Genomic DNA, 17976 nt, shown 5'->3' with positions numbered 1-17976 from the left:
TTGTCTTTTCCCTCATTGTATCACATTCGTATGGCATTTATCCGAGTACCCGGCGCCAATACGCTCTTTCTACGCCGTAGGGATCAGCTTTTTCGAGACACAAGGCGCTCCGAAAACATAGTCTGGGTCACGATTACCCGCGCTTAACGACACAAGAAGCCCCCCTATAACCTCTCTGCCCCAGTATTGCCCTTGTTAAATGCGAGCAAATGGAGACTGTACTCATATTGGCTTGCAAAGGGTTTGCCTAAAATACGGGGCCTCGTTTTTCAGCAAGAGCCCCGGTATTTTTCTGAATATTAAGATAGGGGCGAATAGGTGGAATAACAGGGCGAATTGTTGAGAAAATGGGGTGAATCTTTTAAATAATGGGGCGAATAAGTTCCTGGAGTCTTAGGGATACTTGCCCAATTGTTTAAAATTACACCTAAAGTATAAATATTTCCTACTAATTTTGATTTTCACTGTTTTTTATACTGACTTTCTACAAATAACCCTCCAAAATAGTAAAAAGCACCCGTATTCACACGGGATGCTCGTTTAAACTGTCTTCCTGTATGATCAATCAACAAAATAAGACAGCGGCATGACTGCCGCTGTCCATTTTTTATTTCGCATATTCCACTGCACGGGTTTCACGGATAACCGTTACTTTAATATGTCCCGGATAGTCGAGCTCTTCTTCAATACGTTTACGGATGTCCCTTGCCAGCCTGTGGGCTGCCAGGTCATCGATTGCTTCCGGCTTAACCATGATTCTTACTTCACGGCCTGCCTGAATCGCGAATGATTTCTCAACGCCATCGTAGGATTCAGAAATCTCCTCGAGTTTTTCCAGGCGGCGGATGTAATTTTCCAGTGTTTCGCTTCGCGCGCCAGGACGTGCGGCTGACAAAGCATCAGCTGCAGCCACGAGGACCGCGATGATGGAGGTTGGCTCTTTGTCTCCATGATGGGATGCGATGCTATTAATGACAACCGGATGCTCCTTGTACTTGGTAGCAAGTTCCACTCCGATTTCAACATGGCTTCCCTCAACCTCATGGTCGATTGCCTTCCCAATATCATGCAAAAGCCCCGCACGGCGGGCAAGTGTTTCGTCTTCGCCAAGTTCGGCAGCCAACAACCCCGAAAGGTGGGCCACTTCCACTGAGTGTTTGAGTACATTCTGTCCGTAGCTTGTACGGAATTTGAGACGGCCAAGAATCTTGATCAAGTCAGGATGCAATCCGTGCACACCGACCTCAAAGGTCGTCTGTTCACCGATTTCGCGGATATGCTCATCCACCTCACGCCTTGCTTTATCAACCATTTCTTCAATGCGCGCCGGGTGGATCCGTCCATCCTGAACGAGTTTATCCAGAGCTAGGCGGGCAGTTTCACGGCGGATTGGGTCAAACCCGGATAAGATAACCGCTTCAGGAGTATCATCGATAATTAAATCGATACCTGTCAATGTTTCAAGGGTCCGGATATTACGTCCCTCACGGCCAATTATGCGGCCTTTCATCTCATCATTTGGAAGGTTGACAACTGAAACAGTGGTTTCTGCCACATGGTCCGCAGCGCAACGCTGGATTGCGAGGGAAAGGACTTCCTTCGCCCGCTTGTCAGCTTCCTCTTTCGCGCGGTTTTCAGTTTCCTTGATCATCATGGCCATGTCATGGGCAAGTTCTTTTTCTGTCTGGTCCAGAATAATCGCTTTAGCTTCTTCCCTGGTCATGCCGGAGATCCGTTCGATCTCGGCCTGCTGGGCCCGTACCATCTCGTCCACTTTGCTTTCCATCTGTTCAATATGCTGTTGTCTTTGGTTAAGAGAATCATCCTTTTTCTCCAGTTGAATATCACGCTTATTGAGCGTTTCATCCTTCCGGTCCAAATTTTCTTCTCTTTGAAGCAACCGGTTTTCTTGTTTTTGCAGTTCGTTTCTTCGTTCACGAATCTCACGTTCAGCTTCTGTGCGAAGCTTGTGAATTTCATCCTTTGCTTCAAGCAGGGCTTCCTTCTTGGAGGCATCTGCGTCCCGTCTTGCATCATCAAGAATCTGTGCTGCTTCGCTTTTTGCACCAGCTACTTGTTTTTCCGCAAAGGATTTACGAATAAAATAGCCAACAACCGCACCGACGAATAGGCCAAGCAAAATGGAGATGATATGAATTGGATCCATTGTTACACCTCCTCTTGCTATGAACTTTTGTTACATTTTCAAGTGTCGGCATGTACATTGTCAATCAACATACAGCAAGCACCAAGGCTTTTTAACATGTAAAATTACCAAAAATGTAAAATATACAATGTTAATTGTATAGCTGCCAATATTTATTGTCAAGGGTTAGTCCTTTAACGCTCTCAATATTCGGAATACGCGATGGGCAAAAGGCGGAAGTGCCCATGTGGAGCTGAAATACAACATATTTTAGTTATCCACAAGGTTCGATTTTATCATTTCCTGAACGACAACAAAAAAAAAGCAAAGCCATGTCGGCTCTGCTTTCCCATCGGATTAATCGATCAATTCGAACTGTCCAGGATCCTCATCCGCTTCCTTGACAGTCTTTTCACCGTCTAGGCCATAGTGATCACGGATTTTCTGCTGAATCTCGCGGAGGATTGTAGGATTTTCCTTTAAGAACGCCTTCGCATTTTCCCGGCCCTGTCCAACCCTCTCTTCATTATAGGAATACCAGGAGCCGCTCTTTTGGACTATATCCAGCTCGGAACCAAGGTCAATAACCTCGCCTTCCTTGGAGATGCCCTCCCCGTACATGATATCAACCTCTGCGGTTCTGAACGGTGGGGCGACCTTATTTTTAACAACCTTGATTTTCGTCTTATTCCCGACCATTTCAGTTCCCTGCTTCAATGCTTCCGCACGGCGAACTTCAAGGCGGACTGTCGAATAGAACTTAAGCGCACGTCCACCAGGAGTTGTTTCAGGATTCCCGAACATGACGCCGACTTTTTCACGGATTTGGTTAATGAAAATGGCAATGGTCTTCGATTTATTGATGGCCCCGGATAGCTTACGGAGCGCCTGGGACATCAGGCGTGCCTGCAAACCAACGTGCGAGTCGCCCATTTCCCCTTCAATCTCAGCTTTCGGAACCAATGCAGCAACGGAGTCGACGACAACGATGTCCACGGCGCCGCTTCGGACGAGGGCCTCAGCAATTTCAAGAGCCTGTTCTCCGGTATCTGGCTGGGAAAGAAGAAGTTCATCAATATTGACTCCAAGCTTATGCGCATATGCCGGATCAAGGGCATGCTCGGCATCAATGAAAGCAGCCTGGCCGCCAGCAGCCTGGACTTCAGCGATTGCATGAAGAGCCACTGTCGTTTTACCCGAGCTTTCCGGTCCATAAATTTCGATGACACGTCCTCTAGGATATCCGCCTACCCCAAGGGCTGCATCAAGTGCGAGCGAGCCGCTCGGGATTGTGGAAATCCTGCTCTCCGTCTTTTCACCGAGCTTCATGATGGAACCTTTTCCGAATTGTTTTTCTATTTGCTTTAGGGCCATTTCTAAGGCAGCCTGACGATCACTCACTGTGTTTCCTCCTTCAAAATCATATATATAAAAGCATAAGCGATTGACTCTAATCTAGCAAATTGCTTCTATTAATAATATACAATTTTCCTTTGGGTTTGTCCAGCAAAAATACGAACATTTATTCGATTTTTTCTTAAGCCAAATCCGTCCCAAAAAGACCTGATCTCCGGACGATTTAGACATTATGGGCCTATTTTTTTGTTGGTTCAGCCATTTCCACCCATTATCTGAACATTCGCCAGCCGAAAAGGAAAGGAAGCCGGCTAAAAATCAGGCTTCCTTTTGTTTATTCAGTTCCTTAAGGAGAAAATGGCATCCATACTTGACTGATCTTATCCGGTTCGCATTCCTGCTCCCGCCAAGGTTCAATTTCTCAACCGAAGCCGGTTTTCCGTTCACGCTAATCCCAATGAAGATCGTCCCGACAGGATTTCCTTCAAGTTCATCTGGGCCCGCCACACCGGTGAAGCTAATACCGATTGTTGAATCCATGAGCACAGCGACATTCTCAGCCAATTCAGCGGCGCATTGCGCGCTGACTACCCCGTGCTTTTCGATAGTTTCCTTCCGGACTTTGAGGACGTTCGCTTTTACTTCATTTGTGTAGCAAACTACCCCGCCCATTAGGCTGGACCCGACGCCCGGAATGGCGGTAAACTCCTGCTGGAACATTCCGCCCGTAAGGCTCTCGGCGCAAGAAATCGTCTGGCCGGTCTCCTGTAATTTTTTCGCCAGTTCCTTCATCAAGGAGGTGTCGTCATAGCCATAAAAATAGCTGCCGACCCTATCGAGGATTTTCTTTTCCATCTCATCGAGCAATTCAATTGCGCTTCCAATGATGGAATGTTTGGCTGTTAATCTTAATGTCACTTCCCCTTCGGCTGCCAGAGGGGCAATCGTCGGGTTGCTTTGGCTGTCAATCAAGTCTTCGATTTCATTCTCCAGCATTGCTTCCCCGATTCCGAAAAACCGGAGGACTCTGGAGACAATCTGTTCCTGTGAAGACTGCCTGCTGGTAAGTGCCGAAGCGCCGTAAGCTAGGAACATTGGCTCCATTTCACTTGGTGGCCCAGGGAGCAGCATGTATAGCTTTTCTCCAGTTTTCATGACCATACCTGGAGCCATGCCGTGGTCATTCGGAAGCACCTGCGATCCTTTTAAAACAATGGCCTGCTTACGATTATTTTCCGACATAATGCGGTTTGTCCTTTTAAAGAAAAGCTCGATCGATTCCATCGCCTGTTCATCGGTTTCAAGTCCAACCCCAAGATGCGCGGCAATCGTTTCCTTTGTTAGGTCGTCCTTGGTCGGTCCGAGCCCTCCTGTTATGACAATCAGGTCAGAGCGGCCTTCGGCGATTTCCAATGCTTGCTTCAAGCGCCCTGCATTATCACCAACTACGGTATGGAAGTAAACATTGATTCCTATAAGTGCAAGCTGCCCTGAAAGGAAGCGGGCATTCGTGTTATTGATTTGTCCAAGAAGCAGTTCAGAACCCACAGCTATTATTTCAGCGTTCACCCATTGATCACACCTTAACTATATGGCTTTTATTTTGAATTTTTAAAGACATGCATGTTTTTTGCAAAGTAATCCCAACCAGACCAAACCGTAAAAATCAACGCTACCCAAAGGGCGATATCATCAAACGGAATGGAGATCATTTCAAAAATGATATTATGGAGCAGTAATGCGGAAATCGCCACAATCTGCGCCCATGTCTTAATTTTGCCAAGCATATTGGCCGCAACTACTTCGCCGCCCTGAACTAGCAGGAGCCTTAGGCCTGTAACGGCGAATTCCCTGCTGATGATCAAAATAACAATCCAGGATGGCGCAAATTGCAGTTCCACAAGCACAATCAACGCTGCTGATACAAGCAGTTTATCGGCAAGCGGGTCAAGGAATTTCCCCATATTCGTGACAAGCTTGTATTTCCGGGCATAATAGCCATCGACCCAGTCTGTGGATGCCGCTATGATGAACAGCAGCGCCCCTATAAAATGGGTGACAGGCATCGTCGCGCCGAGAAGGCTGACGGTTCCCCAATCAAACGGGAATAATACGATTATCATAAATACAGGGATTAAAAAAATTCTCGAAATTGTTATCTTATTAGGCACATTCATTGTCTTTCCTCCAAGGGTTATTGTCTAGGGCGAGAAAAAATAGCCATCATGCAGGATGACTATTCATTCCCTTTGTTATAGCGGATTGTAATATTCTGAGAGACCGATTTCGTTGGCGGTATAGCATATTCCAGCTTCTGGCCATTTACGAAAATGTCAGTATCACCGGTTCTCCCGACTCTTAATACAGCTTCCGCTTCATTGGAAAAATCAACTGTTTTTTCGCTTACTTTGCCAACAGCCAATGTTCCCTGGAAGAAAGATTTGCCACTGCCATTTTTTATACTTACCCAGGTTTCACCTGTGGAAACAATCTTCAGCTCAAATTTTTCCGCACTATTTAAGTCATAAGTCGTATTGCCACCGGATGATTTTGCCACAACCATTTCCTGGGCAGGTGTCTCTGGCTCAGCGGGCTCTTCTTCCTGCTTATTTTCGTCATCTTCTTTCCCTGAGCCTGCTTCTTCCTCTTTCTTATCTTCCGGTTTTTCCTTTGGTTCAACAATATTGGCTGGCTCTTTTACTAAGCCGGGTTCAGAATCTGAATTACTTGCAGCGTTTTGCTGGAACCAATAATAAATCAGTGCGGCCCCTCCCAATACAAACACCCAAAACAGTATTTTAGGAAGGATATCCAACACTCTCGATCCACTATCCCCAATACCTTTTCTAGTTTTTACCCTGGACAGCTGTTCAGGGAGATCCTGTTTGTAGGGAGATGGAATTTCCGTACTATATGTATCGAAAATTTCATCCGGATTCAACCCTACCGCTTCGCAATATTGCTTAATAAAAGCACGCACATAAAAATCCCCCGGCATTGTTGAGTAATTCCCCTCTTCTATGCCGGACAGATACCTTTTCTGTATTTTTGTGGCTGCCTGCAGGTCATCAAGGCTCAAGCCTTTTGCAAGCCGCTCTTCCTTTAATCGGTTTCCCAATTCCGTCAATTCAAACACCTTCCAACTTTTTTAAAAATCGAAATCCCCAAAATTGGATGCAGTAAAAGGTTTATTTTCCTTTTCGACCACATCGTATGTAATTTCCTCGTCCGGATCATTGCGGAGTTCAATAATATAGTCAAAATCATTCAACGTATATTCCGAATTACGAACAAACATATCAGGATGCTCAATCACTTTTACAGCAGGAAGACGCATAATTTCCCTCACCAGCTGCCAGTGCTGTTCGCTTGCCCTTCTAGTGGAAACAATCCCATCAATGATAAAAAGATTGTTCTCACTATATTCATCCTCAATCAGTTGGCTTCGGATCGTCTGCTTTAAAAGAGTGGAGGACAAAAAAAGCCACTTTTTGTTCGCACAGACGCTCGCTGCGACAATCGATTCCGTCTTGCCGACACGGGGCATCCCTCTGATGCCGATTAATTTATGGCCCTCCTGCTTGTATAGTTCAGCCATAAAATCCACTAGGACACCGAGTTCAGTCCGTATAAACCGAAACGTTTTCTTATCATCCGCATCACGCTGGATATACCTTCCATGCCTGACTGCAAGCCTGTCCCTAAGCTTCGGTTCCCTTATCTTGATTACCTTTATTGTATCCATTGTTTGTAAAATCGACTCAAGCCGCTGGATCTGGTCATCACTTTCCGCTCGAATCAATAGTCCGCGCCTGCCCTGGTCGACACCATTTATCGTTACTATATTTATGGAGAGCATGCCAAGAAGGGATGAGATATCTCCCAGCAAGCCGGGCCGGTCTTGTTGGATTTCATATTCGACGTACCATTCTTTTTTCGCCATAGTTACCTCCTGGCTAAGCCTTCTGACAAATTTCATCATATTATCTAAACCTATATTATATGATTTTGTTAGAAGATGAAAGAAAAACAATGCGGCTCGAGTTTCATTGTGCTGGCGGAAAACAAAAAAAAAAGAGAGGGAGTCCTCTCTTTTAGCGGGTGCCGTTATTTTGAACGAGTTTTACCATCATGTTTGCGATGGCTTGCTGTTCATCTTTATCAGCCACAGACCATAGATCTGCCAGGATTCTCTCCTGTTCATTTTTAGGCTCAACCTGGTTTGCGAGATAATCACCAATCTGATAAGCCAAATCCGAAACGACTTCTTTGTTGACTCCTTCGTCCTGGGCTTGATGAAGCCTGTCTGCCAAGAAATCTTCCCACTGTTTCCAGTTATCCAGTACTGACATTGAAATTCCTCCTATTTCGTAATACAACGTTAGTTTCCCGGAGGGCTGGCAAAAATATACCTGGATTTTTCAATGTTAATTATGTATACCATCCGCCATTTACAGACAATACCTGGCCGGTAATATAGGACGCCTGCGCAGAGAGGAGGAATCCTACGGCACTGGCGACTTCTTGTGGCCTTCCAAGCCTTCCCATCGGGATTTCAGCAGCCAAGTCCTCGATTTCCCCTTGTTCGAATCCTGCCAGCATCGGTGTCTCCACAGCGCCCGGAGCAACAGCGTTAACTCTGATACCGCTAGGGGCAAGCTCCTTGCTTAACGCTTTGACAAACGAATTTTGTGCCCCTTTTGCGGCTGAATACACGGCTTCGCAAGCGGCTCCGGTTTCACCCCATATGGATGAAATAAACACAATCGAGCCCGATTTTTTCTTCAAAAGTCCTGGAATTAATGCTTTTGTTAAAAGAATTGGATTCAAGACATGGATATTGAATAGCCGCACAGCATCTTCATCCTCCAGGTCCTGCAGCAGCCCATACATACTCATCCCTCCGCAATGGACTACGGAGTCAAGCTCGGACAACTGGGAAAGCAAGCCTTTATAACCCGCCTCCTTTGAAAAGTCCGCCTGAACCGGAATGTACTCCCCACCGTAAGCGGATAGGCCGATTAGCAGGCTTTCAACCAATTCCCTATTTGCATTGTAATGGAGATACAGATTGTACCCCTGCTCAGCAAGTTCCATCGCAATTGCACGTCCAATACCGCCGCTTGCGCCGGTTATCAGTACGTATTTCCCCATATCCTCCTCACCCCCAAATCAATTATTTCTCTTTTGTAAACCAAATTTACTACTTTTGCAATCCGTTTTAGAATTTGGGAACATATCGTAAAAAAAACGCCTTTAAGGCGCTTTTTTAACCGGCATTTGCACTTCCGGCCGGTACAACCTGGCAGACCGAGAAGCGTTCTTCCGAAAATAGTTCCTTTGCCGCTTTGCGGATATCATCAACCGTTAGTTTTTCCAGTTCGGGTACAACGGAGAATAAATCCATTTCATTAAATGCGTATCGTGTGAACTGGTTGGCGATAAATTCTGGTGAGTTGACCGCTCTTAGGAATGATCCAATCCTTTTCCGCTTGGCCCTTTCAAGCTGTTCTTCTGTAATGGACCCTTCCCCGGTTTTCTCAAGGATTGACCGCAATGCATCGGCCAGGCCATCAGGATTTGCTGTGTCTCCGCCAATCATCGCAAAGCCGAATCCTTGCTCTTGTGTATAATCAAAGGAAAAAGTCTCGTCTATCAGGCCGTTATCGTAAAGGCGGATATAGTTTTCCGAACTTTTTCCGAACAAGATATCAAGAAGCAGATTAATGGAAAGTTCCTGGACAAGCATTTCGCTTCCGTTCGTATCGGTATGGGCAGCTTTCAGACCCACCAAGCATTTTGGTGTCTGGACATTCATTTTCAGAACTTGCTTCGCCTTCGCGACCCCTGCCTGCTCCGCATCAAACTTCCGCTCAATGGGCGGCCGGTCATCGAACTGTTTCCTTGACTGGTTTTCCCTTACCTGCCCCATTATCTTCTCCGGAGAAACAGGGCCAACAATAAACAATAGCATATTCGCCGGGTGATAAAAGGTGTCGTAGCATTCATACAGCATATCTTTATCGATTTTCGCAATGGATTCAATGGTGCCGGCTATATCAATTTTAACAGGATGGGTTTCGTACATATTTTCAATCAACCCAAAATAAAGGCGCCAATCCGGGTTGTCATCATACATGGTAATTTCCTGCCCGATGATCCCCTTCTCTTTTTCAACTGTTTTTTCGGAAAAATAAGGGTCCTGAACGAAATCGATTAGCGTTTCAAGATTTTCTTCAACACGGGACGTGCTTGAGAAAAGGTAGGCAGTTCTTGTAAAAGAAGTAAATGCGTTCGCGGAAGCGCCTTGCTTGCTGAACTGCTGAAAAACGTCACCGTCTTCCTTTTCAAACAGCTTATGCTCAAGGAAGTGGGCAATCCCGTCCGGAACCTTGACGAATTCATCCTTGCCCTCCGGCTTGAACGTATTGTCAATCGAGCCGTATTTTGTTGTAAAGGTGGCATATGTCTTGTTAAACCCATTTTTCGGCAAGATATACACGTCCAGCCCGTTCGGCATTTTTTCATAATAAAGTTCCTCTTTTAATTGGTCAAATTTAATCTTATCCATTATTGGCGGCCTCCTTTCCTGTCAGAAAATAAATGGTATCCAGTTCGATTTTTTCGGCTACGGCAATGATTTCTTCACGGGTGACTTCCTGCATGCCCTTTAACCAACTGTCAAAAGGAACCTGTTTTCCGGCCGCTACATTGTGGTAAAGGACTTCGACTATGCCTCTATTCGTATCAATTGTTTCAAGAAGCTGGTTTACGATGACAGCTTTTGTCTGTGAGAGCTCCTCATCCGAGAAATCGCCTTTTTTCATCGCTTCCATTTGTTCCTTAATAATTCCTACCGCCTGGTCGAAATTCTTCAGGTCAATCCCCGACATGACGAGCATCAGCCCTTTGTGGCTTTCGAGCCTGCTGGCAGCATAGTAGGCGAGGCTTGCCTTCTCACGGACATTGATGAACAGCTTGGAATGTGAGAACCCTCCGAAAATACCGTTAAAAACCTGCAGGGCATTATAATCCGGGTCGCCATAAAGAACATTTGTCCTATAGCCGATATTCAGCTTCCCTTGCTTCACATCCTGTTCTTCTTTTACAACCTTTGGCTCACCTTTTTTTCCAAGGGCGGTATTGCCATTCCTATTCGATTGCTTTTGTTCAAACTGGAATAACTCTCCAGCTATTTCCCTAACCTCTTCCTCTTCGACATCACCGATAACAAACAGATCCATCTCGTCCTCTGCCAAAATCCTCCGGTAATACTCGTACAGGTTTTCGGGGGTAATGGAATCAACATCTTCAAGCCTGCCATTCACATTGATTGCATAAGGCTCACCCTTGCACATTTCCTCTATGAGGCGAAAGCTCGAGTAGCGCATCTTGTCATCAAAGGTCGATTGGATTCTCTGCTTTAGTGTCCTTTTTTCCTTTTCGACCGTAGCAACGGAAAATCCATTTCCTTCAAGCAAGGGATTTACGATAATTTCCTTTATTAATTCCAATCCCTTCCTCAATAAAGGCGAGGGATCGGACAGGAACTTTTCATTGGCTATCTCCATGTAAAAGGTGATAATATGGGAGTTTCCTTTCTTGGCGAGATCGACACTAAGGACAGCACCGTACAGGTCATCGAGATAGGATCGGAGCAAAGTAGTTGTTGGATAACTGGCAGAGCTGCTCTGTAGCACATGGGGCAAAAGGGCTCTTAGTGTAGCCGTTTCCTCATTCAATGGGGCTTTCATTTTAAAAACAATCGCATTTGTTTTATATTTTCCCGTTTTCGTTACATGAAGATTATACCCTTGCATTGAAAACGTTTTTTCCGGCAATAAGCTCATGTGAAAAGCCTCCTTTAGTAAGCGCAATAGGAAATAAAATCCATAATTTTTTCCATATTATTTTCCCCATGCCATTTACATTCTATTCTAACTATAATTTGTCAGGACTCGTTTTTACAACTAATACAGCTTATGTTTGCCCAGCATTAAAAAAGCCTCCTGGATGGCCAGGAGGCTTTTTCATACATTTAAAGCTTTTCCGCATAAAATTATCGTTTCGCCGAGTCGAATGGTTCGCCGACCGCTTTTGGCGCCTGGGATGATTTGGAGAATACGACCAGGGCGATCAACGTTACGACGTAAGGGAAAATCTTCAGGATGATTGGCGGAATGACGGCCAGTTCCGGAATAACCTGCGAAACGTTGGCAATCGTGCTCGCGAATCCAAAGAAGAACGTTGCGGCCAAAACACCCAGCGGCCTCCACTGGCCGAAAATCAGGGAAGCAAGGGCAAGGAACCCAAGTCCGGATACTGTACCCGTGAATTCCCCGGCATACGTAAGGATGATGATTGCTCCGCCCAATCCGGCGAAAGCCCCGGAAATCAGCACGCCCGCGTACCGGATTCTCAGCACATTGATTCCCGCCGCCTCGGCAGCCTGCGGGAATTCACCACAAGACCGTAATCTGAGACCGAATTTCGTTTTATACAAAATAAATGTGCTTAGAAAAAGAATGATAAGTATAAACCATGTCGTAGGGTAGGTTTTTGTAAAGAACAAATCGCCTATGACAGGAATTTTTGAAAGTAAGGGAACCGATTTAGGAGTAAATCCGCTTACCCCGATATTTCCGCTCCCGGTGATGTTTCTCGCAAGGAAAATCGTTAGTGCAGCGGCAATTAAATTGATTGCTGTACCGCTGATAATCTGGTTCGCGCTCAAATTAATGCTCGCAAAGGCGTGCAGTGTGGCAAACAGGATGCCGGCTGCCATCGCCGCGAAAAGCCCCGCCCAAAGAACCATCGTATCATTTTTCCACACGTCGCTCAGGAAGTGGACTGTCAGCGCGCTTGCGAATGCGCCAATGATCATCAAGCCCTCCAACCCAATGTTGACGACACCGCTTCTTTCACTAAAAAGGCCGCCCAATGCAGTAATCAGAAGAGGAACTGTAAAAGCAATCGCATAAGGAAATATTTGCTCTATGATGGTCCACATATTATGCTTCCCCCTTCTTTGCCGCCGGCACATCGTTCACATTGCCTTCGGAACCGCGCTTCCAAAATTTATTGACAAGGCGGTGGATCAGGACGCTAGTGGCCGCAAAATAAATGATGATGGCAATGATTGTGTTCGCTAGTTCAGGCGGGATTTCCGTCATGGCATTCATAAAGCCTGTACCGGAATAAAGAATCCCAAACAAGATGGCTGCGAAAAACACTCCAAACGGCGTATTGTTCCCAAGGAGCGCAACCGCGATTCCGTCGTAGCCCTGGAATGGCAGGATTCCAATTTGGATGCTCGAGGCATTGCCTGTATACATCGCGACTCCGCCAAGGCCAGCAAGCGCTCCCGAGATAACCATCGAAAGGATAATATTCCTGTTTACCCGCATTCCCGCGTATTCCGCCGCATGCCGGTTAAATCCTACCGCTTTTAACTCAAATCCAAGCGTTGTTTTGTTAATAATGAAAGCGATAATGATGACACTGATAATGCCGAGGAATATTCCAAAGTTGATATAGGAACCATCGAACATATCCGTCAAAAACTGGACTTTCAATGTAGCTTTTTCCGGTAATTTCTTCGATTCAGTTTCAAGGAATTCGCCTTTAAAATAGCCCGGTACAACATAATAAACGGTCCAATAAGCAATCCAGTTCATCATGATTGTGGCGACGACTTCATGGACATTGAATTTCGCTTTCAGCAATCCGGGAAGAAACGCCCACAATGCGCCGCCCAGGATGCCAGCCGCGATCATTGCAAGCAGAAGGACCGGCCGTGAAAAATCATAAGTCAGGCCGACCGCAGAGGCACATAAGCCGCCAATCAACATCTGGCCCGAAGCACCAATATTGAAAAGGCCTGTCCTGAATGCAAATGCTACTGAAAGACCAGTAAAAATAAGCGGTGTAGCGGTGGCAAGAGTGTCACCGATACGCTTGATGTTTTTAAAAGCTCCCTGCATTAAATACATATATCCCTCAATAGGGTTGCTACCGATTGAGAGCATCAAAATCCCGCCAGCAATGAGGCCGAGGACAATCGCAATTAAAGATACAATGGCATTTCTCATACGCTTCTCTCCTTGTTTACCCCAGCCATCATGAGCCCTACTTCGTTTTCATTCGTTTCGGATGCATTCACGACGCCGATTAACTCCCCATTGTTTATGGCTGCTATCCGGTCGGAGAGCTGGAGGACTTCATCAAGCTCGAGGGAAACGAGTAAAACGGCATTCCCCTTATCCCGATGCTCAATAAGCCGTTTATGGATATATTCAATTGAACCGACGTCCAGCCCCCTTGTCGGCTGTACCGCAATCAATAGCTTCGGATCTAGTTCCATTTCCCTTCCGATAATCGCTTTTTGCTGATTTCCGCCTGATAGTGTGCGGGCTATCGACGCTGCGCCTTTACCGGAACGGACATCGAAATTTTCAAGGATATTATTCGCGTATTTTTTCATTTCGGGTTCATTCAATAAACCGTATTTTGAAAAAGGCTTCTTATTGAAAACTTCCAAAACCATATTGGATTCGAGCGTGTAGTCAAGCACGAGCCCGCGTTTCTGCCTGTCTTCCGGAATATGCCCGATCCCTTTTTCGATTCTATCCCTAATGGGAAGGGCAATGATTTCCTCGCCATTTAATTGGGCTGATCCTGAATCCGCTTTCCTGAGTCCCGTAATGGCCTCAACAAGCTCGGTTTGGCCGTTCCCGTCAACCCCTGCTATCCCAACGATTTCCCCGGCGCGCACTTCGAGTGAGAAGTTTTTCAGCGCAAGCACTTTTCTGTTATTTTTTACGGAAAGAGAATCTATCTTCAATACGACATCGCCTGGCGTACTTTCTTTCTTATTCACTTTAAAGGATACATGGCGTCCGACCATCATTTCGGCAAGTTGTTCTGTGCTAGTCTCGGCCACATCCACAGTACCAATCGACTTCCCTCTTCTAATTACCGTGCATCGGTCCGCTACGGCTTTAATTTCTTTTAGTTTATGGGTAATGATAATGATTGATTTGCCCTCATTAATCAGATTGCGCATAATTTTCATTAGTTCATCGATTTCACTCGGAGTCAATACCGCTGTCGGTTCATCAAAAATCAGTACTTCCGCTTCCCGGTAGAGCATTTTCAGAATTTCGACCCTTTGCTGCATTCCAACGGAGATATCTTCAATTTTCGCATGGGGATCCACATTAAGGCCGTATGATTTTGATAAATCTTCAATTCTTTTAGCTGCACTGTCAATATCAAGGACCAAACCTTTTATCGGCTCGCTCCCGAGAATGATATTTTCGGTGACTGTAAAATTTTCCACCAGCTTAAAATGCTGATGCACCATCCCGATTCCAAGCCTTGTCGCGACATTTGGATTTGTGATGCGAACTTCTTCGCCACGAACTTTGATTACTCCCTTTTCCGGCTGGTACATCCCGAACAAGACGCCCATCAGGGTTGATTTTCCCGCACCATTTTCACCGAGGAGAGCGTGTATTTCCCCCTTCTTTAAAGATAGGGAGATATTATCGTTGGCAACAATACCCGGGAATTCCTTCCGGATATTAAGCATTTCAACTACATAATTCATCGTTACACTCACCTTTGCCATTTACTGTTTCCTTAATGTTAAAAGGAAAAACCCGTTTCCGGAACAAAGAAACCTTCCCCGGGTCTGGTAGTTTGCAAGAGTCCTATATTTCAAGTCCAATATACAAAAGAGACGGGAAAAGAACCGTCTCATTTTGTACACACGTTTTTTTTACTTGAACAGATCGCCTTGTTCACTCTTTACTTCGATTTCTCCGCTCTTAACTTTTTCGTAAACCTCTTTAACCTTGCTGGATGTATCATCGCTCAAGTTAGGGTTTTCATCAGGAATGCCTACGCCATCATTTTTAGCATCAAACATGAGGGTCTTGCCGCCCTGGAATTTGCCGTCAAGTTCGTCCTTAATCATGTCAAATGCGGATAGGTCAATCTTCTTCATCGCAGAAGTAAGGATAACTGACTTGTCCCCATCATATTTACCGTCTTCGTACTGGTCTACGTCAACTCCGACGATCCATACATTTTTACCGTCTTTAACACGGTTGATCGCTTCCTTGATCGCACCAACGCCAACACCGCCTGCAGCTGCGTGAATGACATTAACTCCGCGGTCGAACATGGAGGCTGCAATCTGGCCGCCTGCAGCAACGTTGTCAAATGAGCCTTGGTAAATAAAGTTTTCCTTCTTCATGCCAATCTTGGTTTCCAAGTTTTCATTGGCGTATTTAATACCCTGCTGGAAGCCCCAGTTAAACTTCTGGACTGGAGGGATTTCCATTCCGCCGATGAAACCTGCTTCGCCTTCTTTCAGTTCAAGGGCAGTAGCTACCCCTGCCAAGAAACCTGCTTGGTGTTCTGCGAAGAAAATAGCAACGGTATTTTCCTTCACGACTGGATTAAAATCGCCGTTGTGAGGATTTCCATCAATAATGACAAATTTTGCATCCTTATAGTTGTCCTGTGCCTTGAATACAGCAGTTTCGAACTTAAAACCAGGTGTTACGATGAATTTGTAGCCTGCATCGTACAGGTTGCCGATTTCTTTCAGATAATCTGCTTCAGTCGTACCGGATGGCTTCAGATATTTGGTCTTAACGCCAAGCTCGCCCTCCGCTTTTTTAATACCTTCCCAAGTACCCTGGTTAAATGATTTATCATCGATTGTACCCGCGTCAGTAACCATTCCTACCTTAAGGTCATTTTTCTTTCCGTCTCCATCTACACCCTTGGAATCGTCTTTACCGCCACAAGCAGACAAAAGCATCCCCGCAGACAAGAGCAGCGACATAAACAAACCTAATTTGCGCTTTTTCAAGGCATTGTCCCCCTAAAAATAATTGTTTGATTTAGTAGAAATGGTTCTCAGCAAAAGTAGACAGTTTTCTAAACCCTCTTTCTAAGGACCTTAAAGCTGAATTTATCTGCTTTGAAATAATTAACCGAATAGAGGATTGGCTCATCCGTTTCATCGAAATGCATTTGCTTTAACACCAATAAAGCTGTTTCCGGCTCGCATTCAAGGATAGGAGAAATTTTATCGTGATAGCCGAGCGGTTCAATCTGGGCTACCGCGTATGTAATTCTCCGGCCTGCCTGGTTTTCCAAAATGGAAAGAAGGGATTCTTCCTGATGGGAGAATGCCTCGGGCAATATGCGTACAGGTACCTTGTCTATACAATAGACAACTGGTTCCCCATTAGCGGTTCTTACCCTCTCGGTCACGGCAATTCCTTCATCCTGGCCTAATGAGAAACGGCGAATATCCTCCTCCGCCGGCAGTTGTGTTGATGAACTCAGGAATATTGTGCCTGGCTTCATGCCTGCCTGTATGATCATGTTCGTCACACTGCTTAGCTGCTCGATCCCGGATGTAAACAGCGGCATTGCGTTAACAAAAGTACCAACACCATGCCGGCGAATGATAACGTTTTCTTCTTCGAGAATGCGTAATGCTTCCCGAAGCGTCGCCCTGCTCACCCCCAGTTGTTTAGCAAGATCGAATTCCGAAGGCAGCTTTTCTCTTTCTTTGTAAACGCCTTCTCCAATATTCTGCTTTAAACGATCGATCACCTGCAAATACAAATGACGATTATCTGACTTTATAGACATGTACATCCTCCAGGCTTTTCTGAGACATCAGACATCTGATGTTTAATCATTCCTACTAATCGACAATACTATAACATTTTTCCAGCTATAAATAAATAGGATAGAGTCAATTTTTTGGAAAACAAAAATTGTCGAAATCCGTAAATTTTTATTGACAATCCAGTCGCTCTTTTGCTAAAGGCCAATAATAATATCATGTGTGATGGAATGTTGAAATAGTAGGTTCTACCTATTTCAGAGAAGTTCTTTCCGATTTGCCTCTCTTTATTAAAAAGTTATAGTCTGGCATATTCTTAGGGATTATCAATCTATGACATTTGATAAACCCAAATTAACGAAAAAAGAAGCCGAGATTTCCGGCTTCCCAGACTGTCGACAAAAGGCCGCGAGAGGTTACCCACTCGCCGCCTTTTGTAATTCATATGGAAATTACGAAGGTTAAACGTTCTTCCCCACAAAAGTGGTTTTGGCGAATGTGTTGATTTGCGCTACGGGCACACGCTTTCCGCGGGGCGTCAGTGGAGCCTCCTCGGCGCTTGCGCCTGTGGGGTCTCCACCTTGCCGCTGCATCCCGCTGGAGTCGGTGCCCTCCGCTCCAATCAACATAAAAGTTAGGCATATTAATTATAAACCAGCACTTATGGTGAAGAACCAGGTTAAATTAAACCTAAGATTACTTCCAATTGTTCACATCATTGGCTTGATTTTTGGTCATCATGGCAGGTCACCCCATATATAGTGTCCTTTATATTAAGGAAATTTCAGTTGATTGAAATGGAGGGTGGCGACTCCTA

At 45.4% G+C, this 17976-nt stretch carries 15 protein-coding genes; all 15 read right to left on the bottom strand.

Going from position 1 to position 17976, the window contains the following annotated elements:
• Nucleotides 1-607: 607 nt before the first annotated feature.
• On the bottom strand, nt 608-2167 hold the full coding sequence (gene rny / locus AR337_RS01190; protein ID WP_059170181.1) for a ribonuclease Y: 1560 nt from the start codon (nt 2165-2167) through the stop codon (nt 608-610).
• Nucleotides 2168-2503: 336 nt separating this feature from the next.
• Complete coding sequence (gene recA, locus AR337_RS01185; RefSeq protein WP_059170180.1) at nt 2504-3547, bottom strand: recombinase RecA; 1044 nt, start codon at nt 3545-3547, stop codon at nt 2504-2506.
• A gap of 273 nt (nt 3548-3820) precedes the next feature.
• Nucleotides 3821-5071, bottom strand: a complete 1251-nt coding sequence (locus AR337_RS01180) for a competence/damage-inducible protein A (protein ID WP_059170179.1) — start codon at nt 5069-5071, stop codon at nt 3821-3823.
• 29 nt (nt 5072-5100) lie between these two features.
• Nucleotides 5101-5679 (bottom strand): CDP-diacylglycerol--glycerol-3-phosphate 3-phosphatidyltransferase, encoded by a 579-nt coding sequence (pgsA, locus tag AR337_RS01175; RefSeq protein ID WP_059170178.1) that lies wholly within the window; start codon nt 5677-5679, stop codon nt 5101-5103.
• A 59-nt stretch (nt 5680-5738) separates the two neighbouring features.
• Complete coding sequence (locus tag AR337_RS01170; protein ID WP_367576239.1) at nt 5739-6638, bottom strand: helix-turn-helix domain-containing protein; 900 nt, start codon at nt 6636-6638, stop codon at nt 5739-5741.
• 12 nt (nt 6639-6650) lie between these two features.
• A complete protein-coding gene (locus AR337_RS01165) occupies nt 6651-7445 on the bottom strand; it encodes a DUF3388 domain-containing protein (protein ID WP_059170176.1) in 795 nt (264 codons plus the stop codon).
• Nucleotides 7446-7596: 151 nt separating this feature from the next.
• The gene (locus tag AR337_RS01160; RefSeq protein ID WP_059170175.1) at nt 7597-7854 is read right to left on the bottom strand and encodes a DUF3243 domain-containing protein; all 258 of its coding nucleotides are present in this window, start codon (nt 7852-7854) and stop codon (nt 7597-7599) included.
• A gap of 79 nt (nt 7855-7933) precedes the next feature.
• Entirely contained in the window at nt 7934-8656 is a 723-nt protein-coding gene (locus AR337_RS01155; protein ID WP_059170174.1) for an SDR family oxidoreductase, read from the bottom strand.
• 115 nt (nt 8657-8771) lie between these two features.
• Entirely contained in the window at nt 8772-10073 is a 1302-nt protein-coding gene (locus tag AR337_RS01150) for a pitrilysin family protein (RefSeq protein ID WP_059170173.1), read from the bottom strand.
• Complete coding sequence (locus tag AR337_RS01145) at nt 10066-11352, bottom strand: pitrilysin family protein (RefSeq protein ID WP_059170172.1); 1287 nt, start codon at nt 11350-11352, stop codon at nt 10066-10068. The genes AR337_RS01150 and AR337_RS01145 overlap by 8 nt, the downstream gene beginning before the upstream one ends.
• Before the next feature lie 209 nt (nt 11353-11561).
• Entirely contained in the window at nt 11562-12512 is a 951-nt protein-coding gene (locus AR337_RS01140) for an ABC transporter permease (protein ID WP_059170171.1), read from the bottom strand.
• 1 nt (nt 12513) lies between these two features.
• Nucleotides 12514-13593: an ABC transporter permease gene (locus AR337_RS01135; RefSeq protein ID WP_059170170.1), complete on the bottom strand. Its 1080-nt coding sequence runs from the start codon at nt 13591-13593 to the stop codon at nt 12514-12516.
• Nucleotides 13590-15113 (bottom strand): ABC transporter ATP-binding protein, encoded by a 1524-nt coding sequence (locus AR337_RS01130; RefSeq protein ID WP_059170813.1) that lies wholly within the window; start codon nt 15111-15113, stop codon nt 13590-13592. The genes AR337_RS01135 and AR337_RS01130 overlap by 4 nt, the downstream gene beginning before the upstream one ends.
• A 171-nt stretch (nt 15114-15284) precedes the next feature.
• Nucleotides 15285-16388: a BMP family protein gene (locus AR337_RS01125; RefSeq protein ID WP_059170169.1), complete on the bottom strand. Its 1104-nt coding sequence runs from the start codon at nt 16386-16388 to the stop codon at nt 15285-15287.
• A gap of 68 nt (nt 16389-16456) precedes the next feature.
• The gene (locus AR337_RS01120) at nt 16457-17182 is read right to left on the bottom strand and encodes a GntR family transcriptional regulator (RefSeq protein ID WP_059170168.1); all 726 of its coding nucleotides are present in this window, start codon (nt 17180-17182) and stop codon (nt 16457-16459) included.
• Between the last annotated feature and the right edge of the window lie 794 nt (nt 17183-17976).

It is taken from the genome of Bacillus sp. FJAT-27445, assembly GCF_001510665.1.
Lineage (GTDB): Bacteria > Bacillota > Bacilli > Bacillales > Cytobacillaceae > Bacillus_D.
Note: the sequence above shows the minus strand (reverse complement) of the source record. Positions and strands in the feature narration are given on the sequence as shown.